This is a genomic window from Bacillus sp. ZY-1-1 (genome assembly GCF_003047165.1).
GTDB lineage: Bacteria > Bacillota > Bacilli > Bacillales > Bacillaceae > Bacillus > Bacillus velezensis.
The window spans coordinates 1,854,113-1,869,073 of sequence record NZ_CP027061.1 but is presented as its reverse complement, the minus strand read 5'-3'; the positions used below and the strand labels follow the sequence as shown (position 1 = coordinate 1,869,073).

Sequence of the window (14,961 nt, the reverse complement as noted above, 5' to 3'; positions counted from 1 at the left end):
GGGGCCTGCTTCTTTTGGTCTAAAAAATACCAAGCACGTGCAGAAAAACGATAATAATGGCTACAGGAGCCACATAACGGATTAATAGGAGCCAGACTGCAAACCATTTTCGTTTTATACCGGAACCGCTTTTCAGTTCGTCAAACAGCATCTGTTTCGGAATTTTCAGCGGTACGAACACGGCAATTAAAAGCGCGCCCAACGGCATTAAGACATTGCTGACCAGAAAATCCGCAGCGTCAAAAATACTGCGGTGAAAAATAGAAACATCACTCAAAATGCCGTACGACAGCGCCGAAGGGACCCCGACAATAAATATAGCAAGTCCCCCGATCCATGCATACCGCTTCCGTTTTGCCGAATCGCCTTTTGACAAAACAGCAACTAAAATTTCAAGCATTGAAAAAGCCGATGTCAGCGTCGCAAATAAAAACAGCAGCAAAAAGGCGAGTAAAAACACGATGCCCAACGGCATTTGGTTAAAGACGGTCGGCAGCACGTTAAATAAAAGCTGCGGACCTTGATCCGGCTTGAGACCGAATGCAAATACCGCCGGAAAAATCGCCACTCCCGCCATCACGGCAACAAGGACATTTAATACCGTCACCGATACGGCGGATTGAACAATATTTTCTTCTTTTTCTAAATATGCGCTGTATGTAACCATTACGGACACTCCGACGCTTAACGAGAAAAATGATTGACCCATCGCATATAAAATGGTATTGGCATCCATCGCGCCAAAATCAGGCATGAAGAAGAATTTTAATCCCTTCGCTGCATCATGCAGCGTAACGGAGCGGATCATTAAAAGAATAAACAGAATAAACAGAGCCGGCATCAGCACCTGGCTTACCTTTTCGATGCCGCTGCTCACCCCTTTTGCCACAACTAAAATCGTCAGCACGATAAACAGCAGCTGACCGAAAACCGCTGCATAAGGGTTTGAAATGGTATCGATAAATAACGTATCAAATCCCGAAGAAAGCGTTAAACCGCCTGTAAAGCCTTTTATAATGTAGATTAATATCCATCCCCCCACTACGCTGTAGAAGGATAATAGAATAAAACACGTTATGATTCCGAGATATCCGATCCAGTGCCACTTTTTCCCCGGCGCCAGCGCCTTATAGGATTCAACGGCGTTTTTTTGTGTTTTTCTGCCGATAATAAATTCAGCAAGCAAAAGCGGCAGTCCGATTAAAACAGTAAATAAAATAAAAACAAGCAGAAAAGCGCCGCCTCCGCTGGTTCCCGCTACGTAAGGGAACTTCCATATTGCGCCGAGCCCGATTGCAGAGCCGGCCGTAGCTAAAATAAATCCCAGCTTAGATGACCATTGATTAGCTTCTTTCACTTCAGCACTCCCAATTCATTTCAGTATAAAAAACAATTGTAAGAATATATGTCTGAATAGTCAAGAAGATATTAGTTTACATAATAATTTTATCGAAAACTTATATTTAATATTGAATTATTCAGAATATTATTTATAATGGAGTACAGAAAAGTCAGTCATATTTTCTGACTGATTGATTGGATGTAAAAGGAGCTGTGTTTATGGAATGGCTGAAAAAAATAAGCGGGTTTGCGGGCCAAACCTTTGGCTTGTGGGTTATCGTCTTTGCCGGTTTGGGATTCGCCTGCCCTGATTTGTTTTCTTGGATCAGTTCTTATATGACGATTTTCCTTGGTATTATTATGTTTGGGATGGGGCTTACTCTTCAAGCAGACGATTTTAAAGAATTAATCAGAAAGCCTTGGCATGTCGTGATCGGAGTCGCTGCCCAGTTTACGATTATGCCGCTTGCGGCTTTCTGTTTATCAGTCGGGCTCCGCCTCCCCGCAGAAATCGCCGCGGGCGTCATTCTGGTCGGATGCTGTCCGGGCGGTACGGCATCAAATGTCATGACGTTTTTGGCGAAAGGCAATACGGCGCTTTCTGTTGCGGTCACCACGATCTCAACATTGCTTGCTCCTATTGTAACGCCGGCACTTATTATGCTGTTTGCGAAAGAGTGGCTTCCCGTTTCTTTCGGTTCACTGTTTGTTTCCATTATGCAAGCCGTGCTTTTGCCGATCGTCCTCGGGGTGATTGTGAAGCTGTTCTTCAAAAAACAGGTCGGACAAGCCGTGCACGCACTTCCTCTCGTATCGGTAATCGGCATCGTAGCGATTGTATCCTCTGTCGTCAGCGTAAATCGTGAGCATCTGCTTCAATCCGGACTGCTGATTGTGTCTGTCGTCATCTTACATAACGGAATCGGATATTTGTTAGGATTCCTGACTGCAAAGCTGTTCAGAATGGATTATGCTTCACAAAAAGCGATTGCGATAGAAGTCGGAATGCAAAACTCCGGACTGGGCGCAGCGCTTGCGACAGCGCATTTCTCCCCTTTGTCAGCCGTGCCGAGCGCAATTTTCAGCATATGGCACAATCTGTCGGGGTCTGTTCTTGCCACCTACTGGTCTAAGAAAAAAGAGAAAAACAGCGCCGAAGAAGAAACGGCAAAGATTCCGTTTTCATAACTGAACAAGGATAGGCTGCCGCCGCTCCTATCCTTGATTATTCTGCAGATCACGAAACAGGCGCAAAAGCGCTTTTTTTACATCCCCCTGAAATAAACCTCCATGATAACAAATCAATTGGCGGATATCGTAATCAAGCAGCCGCTGCACAGATCGGACCGCATCATCCATATGTAACGTATAGTCAGGATTAGCAAGTTTCAGCTTTCCGTCTTCAATGACGACCGCATCACCTGTGATCATTGTTTTTTCGGCAGGCAGATAAAGACTGATATGGCCGGGTGTATGACCCGGCGTGGCTACAACGCGAATGCCTCCGCACCAAGGCAGCAGCTCACCGTCAGTAACTGTCCGGTGAACTGGAGCCGATTCGACTGATTGAAGCGAGCAAATGAACTGTTTTGCATAAGGCTTTGCATCCTCTGGCAATGAACTAAACGTTGATTCAGCCTGCTCAAGCCGTAAAGATTTTTTAGAGCCGTCAATATACGGCGCTTCACGCTCATGTACTGTCACGCTGATATCCGGGTGCAAACGATGTAATGCAGCGAGTGAGCCGATATGGTCTATGTCGTGATGCGTTACAATGATTTTTGTCAATGAATGAAGCGACATTCCATGCCGGGCAGCAGCATGTTGAAGATGGTTTGTAAAACCGGGATATCCGCAGTCTATTAATATCGTGTCATGTTCGTCTTGCAGAAGAACCGGAGTGATAGAATGCAATTCTTCATTATATTCAAATTCGATCTCAAGCGGATAACAGCTTTTCATATAAATTCTCCCCTTCGCTCAATAAAAAAGTACACTGCTTGTAAGGGCAGTGTACTTTTTGTCTGTCTCAAATTATCCTTCCAGCAGCAGCTGTTCCGGATCTTCAAGCAGGTTTTTAATGGTGACAAGGAACCCGACCGCTTCTTTACCATCTACAATTCTGTGATCATATGATAAAGCGATGTACATCATCGGACGGTTTTCAGAGCGCTCCGCATCAATTGCTACTGGGCGCAGCTGAATTTTGTGCATACCTAAGATCCCGACCTGAGGGCTGTTTAGGATCGGTGTTGACATAAGCGATCCGAATGTACCTCCGTTTGTGATCGTGAAGGAGCCTCCTTGCAGCTCACCTAATGTTAATTTATTGTTTCGCGCTTTCTTCGCAAGTTCGCCGATCTCTCTTTCAATGCCGGCAAACGTCAGGCGGTCAGCGTCACGTACGACTGGGACGACAAGCCCTTCTTCAGCCGCGACAGCGATACCGATGTCATAGAATTTTTTCACGATCAGCTCATCGCCTTGAATTTCAGCGTTAAGGAGCGGGAATTTTTTCAATGCAGCCACGACGGCTTTTGTAAAGAACGACATGAAACCGAGTTTTACATCGTTTTGCTCAAGGAATTGGTCTTTACGGCGTTTTCTTAGATTCATAACGGCCGTCATGTCAACTTCGTTAAATGTAGTCAGCATCGCAGAAGTCTGCTGCACTTCAACCAATCGTTTCGCGATCGTCTGTCTGCGGCGGGACATTTTTTGCACTTCGACAGGTTTGTCAAAGCTTTGCTGTGTTTTTTGAGCCTGCTGTTTCGGCTGTGCCGCAGGTTTTGAAGCCGGTTTTTCATAAGCTTCCACATCTTGTTTGCGCACGCGGCCAAGCGGGTCCCCCGTCGGAATTTGTGATAGATCAATCCCTTTTTCCCTTGCCAGCTTGCGTGCAGCCGGAGACGCTACCGTTCTGGATTTCGCTTCTGATTGTGCTTCCTGGCTGACTTCTTGTGCAGCAGGTTCAGCTTTTGCTTCCTCTTTCGTTTGTTCATTGGCTGGAGCACTTTCTGAAGGGGCGGGTGCAGAACTTTCGCCAGCGCCTTCTGTAATGGTACCGATAATTTCTCCTACTTGGACGGTATCACCCGAATCTTTCAATACCTCTTTTAGAACACCCGATTCTTCTGCTGTCAATTCAACATTTACTTTGTCCGTCTCCAGTTCAAGCAAGTACTCACCCTGTTCTACATAATCACCGGGCTGCTTTAACCATTGGGCTATCGTTCCTTCTGAGATTGATTCTGCTAATTCAGGTACCTTAATTTCCGCCATTTTTACATTTCCCCCTTAGTTTTTGCGAGTCAAGCTATCAGATACAATGCGTTCCTGTTCTTTTTTGTGGACTGTCGGATCTCCTTCTGCGGGACTGGATCGTCTTCTTCGGCCGATGTATTGGACATTTACTCCTTTTGGCGCAATTTCCGTCAGATACGGGCTGATATAACTCCATGCCCCCATGTTCTGCGGCTCTTCCTGAACCCAAACGATCTCTTGCAGGTTCGGCAGTTTGGCGAAAAGCTCCTTCGTATCTTTTGCCGGGAACGGATACAGCTGTTCGATTCTGGCAATATGAAGCCAATCCTTATCGCCTTCCATTTTGTTGAAGTGATCGCTGATATCAATTGACACTTTTCCGCTTGATAATACGACGCGAGTCACTTTTTCGTAAGCATGGGAAAGACCGGACTGCTCATAGACAGGCTTGAATCGGCTTTCGCTCAGTTCCTGCACTTCAGATACCGTATTCGGGTTGCGCAGCAGGCTCTTCGGCGTCATGATCACAAGCGGGCGGATTTCCTCACGAAGCAGCATTTTCGCTTGTCTTCTTAAAATGTGGAAATACTGAGCCGCACTTGTCAGGTTGGCCACTGTCCAGTTGTTTTCCGCCGCCAGCTGCAGGAACCGCTCGACGCGGCCGCTGGAGTGTTCAGGGCCCTGCCCTTCGTAACCGTGAGGCAGCAGCATGACCAGCCCTGATTTTTGTCCCCATTTTGCCCGTCCTGCAGATATGAATTGATCAAAATAGACTTGAGCCGCATTGGCAAAGTCCCCGTACTGCGCCTCCCACAACACAAGCGTTTCAGGCGAATACACGTTGTATCCATATTCAAAGCCGAGAACCGATCCTTCAGAGAGCGGGCTGTTATGCACCGTAAATGAAGAAGCGCAGTCGTCTAAGTGATGGAGAGCAACAAATTCTTCTCCTGTTTCGCTGTCATGCAGCACAAGGTTTCTTTGAGCGAACGTTCCGCGCTCTGAATCCTGCCCGGTCAGCCGGATCGGCGTGCCGTCTTTCAAAATGGAAGCAAACGCAAGCGATTCAGCCAATGACCATTCAACTTTACGGTCATCATCAAACGCTTTTGCACGTCTTTCCAGGATTCTTTTCAGCTTGCCGAACACGTTAAAGGATTCCGGCCAGTTGATAAGTTCGCCGTTCAGCTTGCGGAGAACATCAAAATCAATGGCTGTGTCAACGTCTGGAAAACCGTTGGACACAGGCTCCGGCAATTCAATTTCCCGTACGGCGTCTTCTTTTTTGGCGGGCACCTTTTTATAGGCGTCTTCAATTCGTTTTGTCACTGCCGTTTCGATGTTTTGCGCTTTTTCCTCGCTGATCAGTCCTTCACTTACGAGTTTTTCCGCAAAGATCCGCTTGACAGTCGGGTGTTTTCTGACGGCATCATACAGCATCGGCTGTGTCGTTGACGGCTCATCCATTTCATTGTGGCCGTATCGTCTGTACCCGATTAAATCGATTAAGAAATCTTTATTGAACCGCTTCCGGTATTCAACCGCAAATTTAACGGCTGACAGGCATGCTTCCGGATCATCCGCGTTGACGTGAACGATCGGAATTTCATAGCCCTTCGCCAAATCACTGGCATATTTTGTGGATCGTGATTCATCGCTTTCAGTTGTAAAGCCGATCATATTATTGGCGATGATATGAATGGCCCCGCCCACCTGATAGCCTTTCAGTGAGCTTAAGTTCAGCGTCTCGGCGACAATGCCTTCTCCCGGGAACGCTGCGTCACCGTGAATTAAAATGGCGAGCGATTTTGTTTCGTCTTGAACCGGGTACCCCTTTTGCGTTCTTGTTTCCTGTGCCGCCCGCGTGCTTCCTTCCACAATCGGATTGATGAATTCCAAGTGGCTCGGGTTATTTGCAAGCGTAATCCGCGCGCTTTTGGTTTCAGCATTCTGAAGCTGTCTGTCTGCACCGAGGTGGTATTTAACATCGCCCGTCCAGCCGTAGCTGATGCCGGTCGATCCTTCAGACGGCACAAGGTCTTTATTCGGCGCGTGCTGGAATTCTGAGAAAATAATCTCATACGGTTTGCCGAGCACATGCGCAAGCACATTTAAACGGCCTCTGTGCGCCATCCCGATATTGACATTGGTTGTGCCCGCTTTCACAGACTGGGCGATAATGTCGTCAAGAACCGGCACAAGCGCGTCTAATCCCTCAATTGAGAAACGCTTCTGACCGACGAATGTCCGGTGTAAAAATTGTTCAAATCCTTCTACTTCCGTCAGTCTTTCTAAAACGGCTGACAGTTTTTCCGGTGAATTTTTCCGGAACAGTTCTCCGGACTCGACCATTTTTGTAATCCATGCGCGCTCTTCGAAATCATGCACATGGTCAAACTCGAAAGAGATGGTTCTTTTATAGGTATTGCGTAAATGCTGGATGGCTTCTAAGCCGTTTGTTATATTGGCAGGTGCGTCTTTACAGATGACAGACGCTGGTATTGCTTTCATTTCTTCTTCTGTAAGCCCGTACTCGGATAACGGAAAGAGCTCGCTCTTTTTCGGATCCTTTCTGAGCGGATTGACGGAAGCGTTCAGATGGCCATAGGTTCGAATATCTTCTGCAAGTTTAACTGCTGCTGCGATCTTTTGAATCAGATCTGCGGTGACGCGTCCCTGTTCCTTTGTTTCCGATGCCTCTTTTATTTGGCTTGGCGGAGCGCCTAGTTCGTCAAACATGTCTTTCAGATCCGGATCAATGCTGTCTGGATCTTCAGCATATTGGTCGTACAGCTCCAGTGCGTAGCCGAGGTTCGGTCCGTAAAAATCTTCCCAATTCATTCTTTGTTTCATATTATTTTGAAACATTTGAATATTACCCCCAACCTAGATAATCAAGTGATCAATTCACTATCTTGAAATAACTTTTGAACGCTGTGCCCAAAATTATGTAATAAAAACGCTTCCAAGGATATTTTACCACTGATTGCGTTTGGATTCTACCTTGATTGTTCACAAAATAGTAAAAAAAACAGATCAATACCGAAAAAATTAAATCATTTTAAAATAAAAAGCGAAAAAGCATAGGAAAAAGCCTATCCTATGCTTTTATGAAGCAGTTTTTTCAAAAGCGGATACAGCACATCGGGCAGCTGATCGACATCCGGAACAAAAATACTGTACTTTCCGTACATATCCTGAATGGTTTTCATCTGGGATTCTTCTATCGCAGTATTGGACAGAAAAACATTTATGACTTCTATCCCTTTTTTTCTCGCTTCGATGACAGCCTCGCTCGTATCGACGATGCCGTTTTGTTCGTATCCGAATGCTGCCGGCTCTCCGTCTGAAAACACGATTAAAAATTTTTGCGCCTCACTCCGCCGCATCAGCTGTTTCGTCATTTGTCTGATGGCGTATCCGTCTCTGTTATCTTCTTCTGGCGCAAGCTGCATGATCAGCGGACCCGCCGCCTGCAGCAGCGACTCTTCGAACGGAATGACGGTATTGAAGAAATTCGGCTGGCTCGTTTCGGTCGCTTCGTTTGTATCCTCCCAAAATCCGACGATTTGGTGAGGGACGGACACTGATTTCAAGGCTTCATGAAAAAGAACGATCCCTCTTTTTGTTTCATCCATTTTGTCAAACATGCTGGCCGAACAATCGACAAGCAATGTAAAAACGGCGTCAATGTCTGAGGACGGGTCCTGCTTTTTATAGAAAAGGCGCGGGTTCCGTTCCGTAAAATAGCGGATCAGTTTGCGATTCAGCCGGCCTGCGTGAAGGTCGGTCCGCGGGAGCGTTTTTTTGTGCTCAAGTGTTTTTTGTATCATCTGCTTCAGGCGTTTTTGATATGATTCTATCGTTTTTGCCTGTTCTTTATAAGACTGCTCCTCTTCAGGAGACGCTTTATGAGGCGTTTGATAAACCGGGAAGGCAAATTTGTTTTCTATTCCGTCAGCCAGCCCGGCGCCCTCATGTTCATCCTGAATGGATTCAAGCGCTTCCAGTTTGGAGTAATCCTCTCTTTTCGTCTGACGTGCGGAACCTTGAACGGAGCCGAGCGCCTGGTCACCGTCATCGCCTTCTCTGGCCGCGTCTTTCCCAAGATCTGACTTCGCGCCGTGCTCAATATCAAATTGAAGGAAGCTTTTTGACGGCGCTTCGGTTTCCCGGTGCCACGTATTCATTTTCTCTTCAAGGATCTCTTCATCTCCGTCGGAAGACTCAGGGAGCGTGAGATCGTCACTTAATGAAGGCGCTTTTTTTACGCTTTCGAATAAAGGCTCTTCAGCCGCTTTTTCGTAATCAAGTTCCGGCAGAAAAAAGTATGTGTTCAGCATATCTTTCTCAAGCACTTCATCAAGGCCTTCCATGAGGTCTTCCGTTATTGTTGCGATTTGTTCCGTAGAATCCGCCTCATACACCCGGATGAGCTGACGTTCAATATACGGTATCATCATATCAATATTTTCATGCATGGTAGGAATGCCTTCAAGCGGAGACTCAGCCGTCAGCTTGACAAACATCGCGCAATACAAAGCGTCGGTGAAAATGCTCCGTTCTAAATTCAATGTCAGCTGCGTCGTGAAATATTTCCTGTACATCTCCCTCCGCTTCTGAAAAACACGTTTCGTTCCCGGCCGTTCTTTTTTGATCAGCTCTTCAATTCTGATATCCTCAAGCAGCATAAACAGCTGCTTGGCAAAGCTTTGGCGGGTGAAGTGCCGGTGAACGTCATTTAAAAACCCCGCAAATACCCGAAATGAGCTGCTGCGTGTTCCGACAGCGCGCAAATAGACATCGCTTTTCAGGCCGGCTTCCATATCCCCGGCTGATCGGTCTTTCCAAAAGTGGCTCATGTAAATTTTCTTTTCAAAGGGATTGTAGTAAGACTGCACGCCGTATTCCACTTCAACTTCACTGCTTCTGGTCAGTGTTTTTGCCAGATCAGTCAGCATCATGAACAAAAACGAATCAATCGTGCTGTCGTTAAATTTGATAAACTTCATTGTATATCCCTCATTCGAACAGCGTTTCTGCAATATTTCTGACAGCGGCTTTTTCCCTGTCGTCATCAAGTTTTTCCACGATGCCTCTTTCAATCGCCCGTTTCGGCGGGATGTACGCAGCCAAGTCGCACGTATCTATGAGAGCCCTGATGGACGCCGCTTCTTCTGACACTTGTCCGTTATGCGCTTGTGCGATTAAATCAGAAGACAGCGTCATAAAGCGCTCAATTAATTTCTCATCTTTTAAGACAGACTGAGAGGTCAGCACCTGTTTCAGGAGGCTTCCTTTAATATACGGAACATCAATGATGACAAAACGGTTTTTAAGGGCTTCGTTCAGCGGAACGGTGCCGACGTAGCCTTCATTAATCGCGGCGATAACACCGAATCCTTCGCTTGCCTTAATCACTTCTCCTGTAAAGGGATTTGTCATCATTTTTCTGTAATCAAGCACGCCGTTTAGAATCGGAAGGGTTTCAGGCTTTGCCATATTGATTTCATCAATGTATAAAAAATGTCCCTCGTTCATTGCGGTTGTTACAGGTCCGGGAACGAATTCAATTGTCGCCTGCCCCTGTTCATTTTCAATCGTTTTATAGCCGACAAGCGCTTCCGCATCGAGGTCTACGGAGCAGTTGACGCTGTGCATCGGTTTATGAAAATAGTTCGAAAGCGTTTCCGCCAATTTTGTTTTTCCCGAACCCGTCGGTCCTTTTAATAAGATATTTTTTCCCATTGTCAAAGCGATGACGGCATCGAATACAATCGCTTTATCTTCGGCCTCATAGCCTGATGATCCGATTAAATCCCGGAATTCTTGGGAAACGGGATGATTTTGATAAGCCTGCAGTTTGTTTTGTATATCTTCCGGAAGTGATAGGTGCTGTAATTCTGAAGTCATAGGTGATGTTTCCTTTCCATTTGTATTCCATAACCGAGTATACTAAAAAAGCCCTTGTATACTCAATACAAAAGGGCTCATTCCCTGCGGGCGCTTTTTGTCAGGGGAGCGCAGGCGATTCTGGCTCCGGAATTTCCGCTCGGGTTTGTTAAATAATCGTCCGTATGTTCATGAATGACGAACGCGCTTCCGTCCCGGTCGAGCAGGCTGAGTCTGCTCCCTTCTTTTAATGAAGTTTGCGGCGCGTTCATAATGACATCCACTTTACCGTCAGCCCCCACTTCAAGATTGGGGAGATCTCCGGCGTGATGACCCATCGGATTGTTGAAGCCGTGTTCTTTGTTCAAAGGGTTGAACGGACCGCCGGCTGATTCGAAATCAGGTGCCTGACATGTCCCTTTTTCATAAATATGAAATCCGAGAGAAGCGCCGGGCGGCAGATGTCCCGCTGATATATGAATGTCTGATCCTTCATCATCAGATTCCCTCACTTCGATATATCCGATCGTTTTTCCGTTTTGATTGATGAGTCCGGCATGCTCACGGTATGCAGATGCTTCCAATGCGCGGCTTTCCCCATGTTTTTTGGGCGGAACAGGAGCGGGTCTCGCCCCGCAGCCGCAAAGCGTAATTGATGCGAGCATGAGAAAAAGCAAGAGACGATTCATGCTTCCTCCCCCTTATTTTTTTACCCATCAGTCTTGTCAAAACGTGAAAATGGTAAACAAAAAAAGCCCCGAAAGGCTTTTTTTTAAAAATAACTGCGCGCTCCTAAATAAGCTTTTTTCCAATATGGATTGCTTAAGTTTGAAATTTCAACCCCGGAGGAGCTTGCGTGAATAAAATCTCCTCCGCCTAAATACATTCCCATATGAGAAGGGCCCGCTTTATATGTCGTAAAGAAGACAAAGTCGCCTGCTGACGGCTGGCTGATATGTTTCATCGTATTCCAATATCCGGCCGTGCTCAGACGGGAAACAGAGCTTACCTTATTTAAAAGGTAATAGATGTAACCGCTGCAATCGAAGCCCGCAGGCGTATTGCCTCCCCAGCGGTAAGGCACGCCGACATGTTTTTTCGCCTCGCCTATCATTCTGTCAATCTTTGACCCTGTCACCGGAGGTTCGGGAGTATTTGGCTTGTTTGGCTTTGCCGGTTTGTTACCCGGCTGCCCCACAGGATCTTCTGTTTTTCCCGTTCCGTTAATCAACAGAACCTGTCCGATTTGAAGCACATCAGTTGTCAGTTTATTTTTTTCTCTGATGAGCTGAGCGGTGATGCCGAACCGATTAGCAATTTTCCAGAGGGAATCGCCTGCTTTTACTTTGTAAGTGGATGGCTTCTCAGAAGGGTTTGAATGAGATGGCGGTGTTGTGCCGCTGTTTCCGTTATGTGAAGAACCTTTGATCTTTAATACTTGATTCGGATACAGCATGTCTGATGTTAATTGATTCAGCTTTTTCAGTTCGGCGATGGTGATGCCGGTTTGATTGGCGATTTTCCACAGCGAGTCACCCGGCTTCACAGTGTAAGTCCCTGATGCGCCTTTATCAGGCTTTGTCTGTCTGCCGCCTCCGTCCGTGCCGCCGGCAGACCCTTTAATTTTCAGTTTTTGGCCCGGATAGATGATATCTGAACTCAAACGGTTCAGGCTTCTCAGTTCAGAAACGCTCATTCGGTATTTTTTAGCGATCACCCATAATGAGTCTCCGTATGTAACTGTGTAAGCACCAGTGTTTCGTTTTCCTTTTTGCCCCGTTTTATGTGTGCCGCTGCCGTCGGGAATGTGCAGCCGCTGTCCTGGGTGGAGTATCGTTGATTTCAGTTTATTTTCCGCCTGCAGGGCTGAAATACTTGTATGATATTGCCGGGAAAGCTTCCAAAGAGAGTCGCCGCTTTTTACTTGAATGGTTTTTGCTTCAGCGGGATGCACGGCGAAGGTTGAAGTCATTACTGCAGATACAGCCAGTCCGGCTGCGATTTTTTTCTTCATATAACGAAAAACCTCCTATTTATCATTGCTGAAAGGGACGTTCCTTTTCTTTGGACGCCTCCTGTTATGCAGGATTCATTCAGAAGTCGACATTAATTCCGAATCATTTGTCTTAGATCATCACCAATGCCACACATTTTACATAAATTGAGAACATTTCACAAAAGACTTTGGAATCATTTTCATAACATGGCTTTTTTCCGCGACATTCCACCTTTCTTGTCTGTTTTTCATACAATTCTCTTCACGGCGTGAAAATCCTCCCGAAAAACAAACAAAAAAAAGCCCGCTTCCTATAAAGGAAGCGGGTGACGGCTGATTACAGAACCCGGGTCTCGGCAGTTTTCACGTCTTCTGCTATCAATTCCGCTGCACGCTGTGCTCCGCCGGCCGCTTTCAGGGATTCTCCGATTTCAGAAGCTTTTGTCTGATATTCAGGATTTTCGCTCAATTCTTTTATTGCTTCAGTGAGCAGTTCCGCTGTTACATCTTCTTTTTTAAACATCTTGCCCGCGCCCGTGTTTTCCACTTGGCTTCCGACGGCGAACTGATCTGCTCCCATCGGAATGACGATCATCGGGGTTTTGTAGTAAAGCCCTTCGCTCGTACTGTTCATTCCGCCGTGAGTGATAAATAAGTCCGCTCTCTTCAGGATCTCAAGCTGCGGAACATAAGGCTTTACAATAACATTCTCAGGAATTTCATCAAGCTCCGTCGGATCAAGATGTTTGCCGATTGACATGACGGCTTTTCCGTTAAAGTTCCTGACCGCTTTTAAGCATTTATTAAACAATTCCTTCTGATTGTTAAAAATCGTGCCCATTGAAATAAACAGGACTTTTTCTCCTTCAAGCTGGTCAAACGGGAAATCCTGAGCCGCCGGCCTTTCAGTTATGGACGGACCGACAAAGAGATAAGAATCGCCAAACTCTTCTTCTTTCGGCTGAAACGCTCTTGAAGTAAATACGATGGTTTTTCTGCCGTCATTTGAGAAAATATCATACGGCGTTTTAATGTCTGCGCTGAATTCTTCATTAAGCCGGCTGACCGCTTCGGTATAAGCCGGATAATGAGATGATTCCTCTGATATAAGGTTTGTATTTGAAAACACTTCTTTAATAAATGCTTCATTCATTGCAAATGTTGTGCAAAGTGAATATGCCGGCAGTTTCAGCTTATTTCTCACAAGCCTTCCTGCCAGAAAATGATGATCATAAAGGATGTAGTCGTATGATTCATCTTTTACTTCCTCAAGAATACGGAGTGCGGCTTTTTCGGAAGTCTCAATCATTAACAGTAAAAACTCGGTAGCATCCCGCTGTTCATCACCCGTTGCGTTTTTTCCGAATTCATCTTTTCGGAAATCTTCACATTCACGGAATTCCGCTCCGCTTGACGCGATTTTGTGCTCATATTCCTTCACGCCGTAATATACGACATGTTCCCCTTTTGCCTTCAGTTCTTTTACGACGCCTAAAGACGGATTGATATGGCCTTCTCCCGGAAAGCCGATCATCAATACATTTGCCATCTTTCCACTCCCTATTCTTTTAAATTTTATGTATATTTAAACGATAACACCAATACAGAAAAAGGTAAAGATGTTCACCTTATTAATATTAAATGGGTACAATATTCCCATTTTCTTATTATTTCGTATGAAGCGCCCGCGGCGAAACAAGCGGATACAGTCCGCCGTCTTTAGCAAAAGACATTTTTCCCGTTTCTTCTGAAACAACGAGCACGAGTGCATCAGTCACGGCCGAAAGTCCCATCGCGGCCCTGTGGCGCGTCCCGTATTTGAGATCGACATGTTTTGTTGTGAGCGGAAGCACATTGGCTGCTGATACAACCCGGTTTTCTCTGACCAATACGGCTCCGTCATGAAGCGGATTGCCGGGATAAAAAATACTCTCAATTAAAGCTGAACTGATCTCGGCATGCAGGCTGGTCCCTTTTTGTATCATTCCGTCCAGCGGATCTGCACGTTCAATCACAATCAGCGCTCCGTGCTTTTCTTCCGCCAGATGCTGCACGGCCCTCGCCAGCTCTGTATAGGAAGGCGTAAAATGTTCGATATATGACTGCAGGTAAAACGACGAAGCGACAGCCTGCATTTCCTGAAACGTATGTCCCAGTTCATCTAATTCGCAAAGAAGGCATTGGTCTTTTTCATCCAATGTCCGCAGTATCATTCCGGCATCCTCGGTAATTTGTTTCAAGTACGTTTGAACGGCGGCCGTAAACGCGCTTTCCGTCATTTGAGTGTGGCGCATGTCACATCATCTCCTTTCCCTTATTTTCTGCATCGCGCGCATGGATATGCGCCGCTGTGTACACCATAATCATGAAAGGAGGAGACATCATATGGAATTCGCACGGCTGATGCAATATATCTGCACCTTTTTAGGGGTCATTTCACTTTCATTCATTTATGCCAAGATGTTTAA

At 46.1% G+C, this 14,961-nt stretch carries 11 protein-coding genes; 1 reads left to right on the top strand and 10 read right to left on the bottom strand.

From position 1 onward, the window contains the following. Window positions 1-19: 19 nt before the first annotated feature. Entirely contained in the window at window positions 20-1,357 is a 1,338-nt protein-coding gene (locus tag C5I45_RS09745) for a sodium-dependent transporter (protein ID WP_003153770.1), read from the bottom strand. Window positions 1,358-1,560: 203 nt separating this feature from the next. On the opposite strand from C5I45_RS09745, the gene C5I45_RS09740 reads away from it, so the two are divergent. Continuing rightward, a complete protein-coding gene (locus tag C5I45_RS09740) occupies window positions 1,561-2,529 on the top strand; it encodes a bile acid:sodium symporter family transporter (protein WP_003153767.1) in 969 nt (322 codons plus the stop codon). Between the two features lie 27 nt (window positions 2,530-2,556). Here C5I45_RS09740 and C5I45_RS09735 read toward each other — a convergent pair whose 3' ends face one another. From C5I45_RS09735 to cdaS, 9 genes are all read right to left on the bottom strand, one after another. Continuing rightward, the gene (locus C5I45_RS09735; RefSeq protein WP_003153765.1) at window positions 2,557-3,303 is read right to left on the bottom strand and encodes an MBL fold metallo-hydrolase; all 747 of its coding nucleotides are present in this window, start codon (window positions 3,301-3,303) and stop codon (window positions 2,557-2,559) included. A gap of 72 nt (window positions 3,304-3,375) precedes the next feature. After that, window positions 3,376-4,623, bottom strand: a complete 1,248-nt coding sequence (gene odhB / locus C5I45_RS09730; RefSeq protein WP_003153764.1) for a 2-oxoglutarate dehydrogenase complex dihydrolipoyllysine-residue succinyltransferase — start codon at window positions 4,621-4,623, stop codon at window positions 3,376-3,378. Between the two features lie 15 nt (window positions 4,624-4,638). Then, a complete protein-coding gene (sucA, locus tag C5I45_RS09725) occupies window positions 4,639-7,473 on the bottom strand; it encodes a 2-oxoglutarate dehydrogenase E1 component (RefSeq protein ID WP_014305199.1) in 2,835 nt (944 codons plus the stop codon). 227 nt (window positions 7,474-7,700) lie between these two features. Then, window positions 7,701-9,617, bottom strand: coding sequence for a nitric oxide reductase activation protein NorD (locus C5I45_RS09720; protein ID WP_107994348.1), 1,917 nt, complete (start codon window positions 9,615-9,617; stop codon window positions 7,701-7,703). Between the two features lie 10 nt (window positions 9,618-9,627). After that, window positions 9,628-10,518 carry an AAA family ATPase gene (locus C5I45_RS09715; RefSeq protein WP_003153758.1) on the bottom strand — a complete coding sequence of 297 codons (891 nt, stop codon included), beginning with the start codon at window positions 10,516-10,518 and terminating at the stop codon, window positions 9,628-9,630. A 77-nt stretch (window positions 10,519-10,595) separates the two neighbouring features. Continuing rightward, window positions 10,596-11,186, bottom strand: a complete 591-nt coding sequence (locus C5I45_RS09710) for a superoxide dismutase family protein (RefSeq protein ID WP_014305201.1) — start codon at window positions 11,184-11,186, stop codon at window positions 10,596-10,598. An 83-nt stretch (window positions 11,187-11,269) separates the two neighbouring features. Next, on the bottom strand, window positions 11,270-12,511 hold the full coding sequence (locus tag C5I45_RS09705; protein WP_107994347.1) for a C40 family peptidase: 1,242 nt from the start codon (window positions 12,509-12,511) through the stop codon (window positions 11,270-11,272). A 319-nt stretch (window positions 12,512-12,830) separates the two neighbouring features. After that, entirely contained in the window at window positions 12,831-14,042 is a 1,212-nt protein-coding gene (locus C5I45_RS09700) for a macrolide family glycosyltransferase (RefSeq protein WP_003153749.1), read from the bottom strand. A 118-nt stretch (window positions 14,043-14,160) separates the two neighbouring features. Beyond that, window positions 14,161-14,787 (bottom strand): sporulation-specific diadenylate cyclase CdaS, encoded by a 627-nt coding sequence (gene cdaS, locus C5I45_RS09695; protein ID WP_014305204.1) that lies wholly within the window; start codon window positions 14,785-14,787, stop codon window positions 14,161-14,163. Window positions 14,788-14,961: the final 174 nt, after the last annotated feature.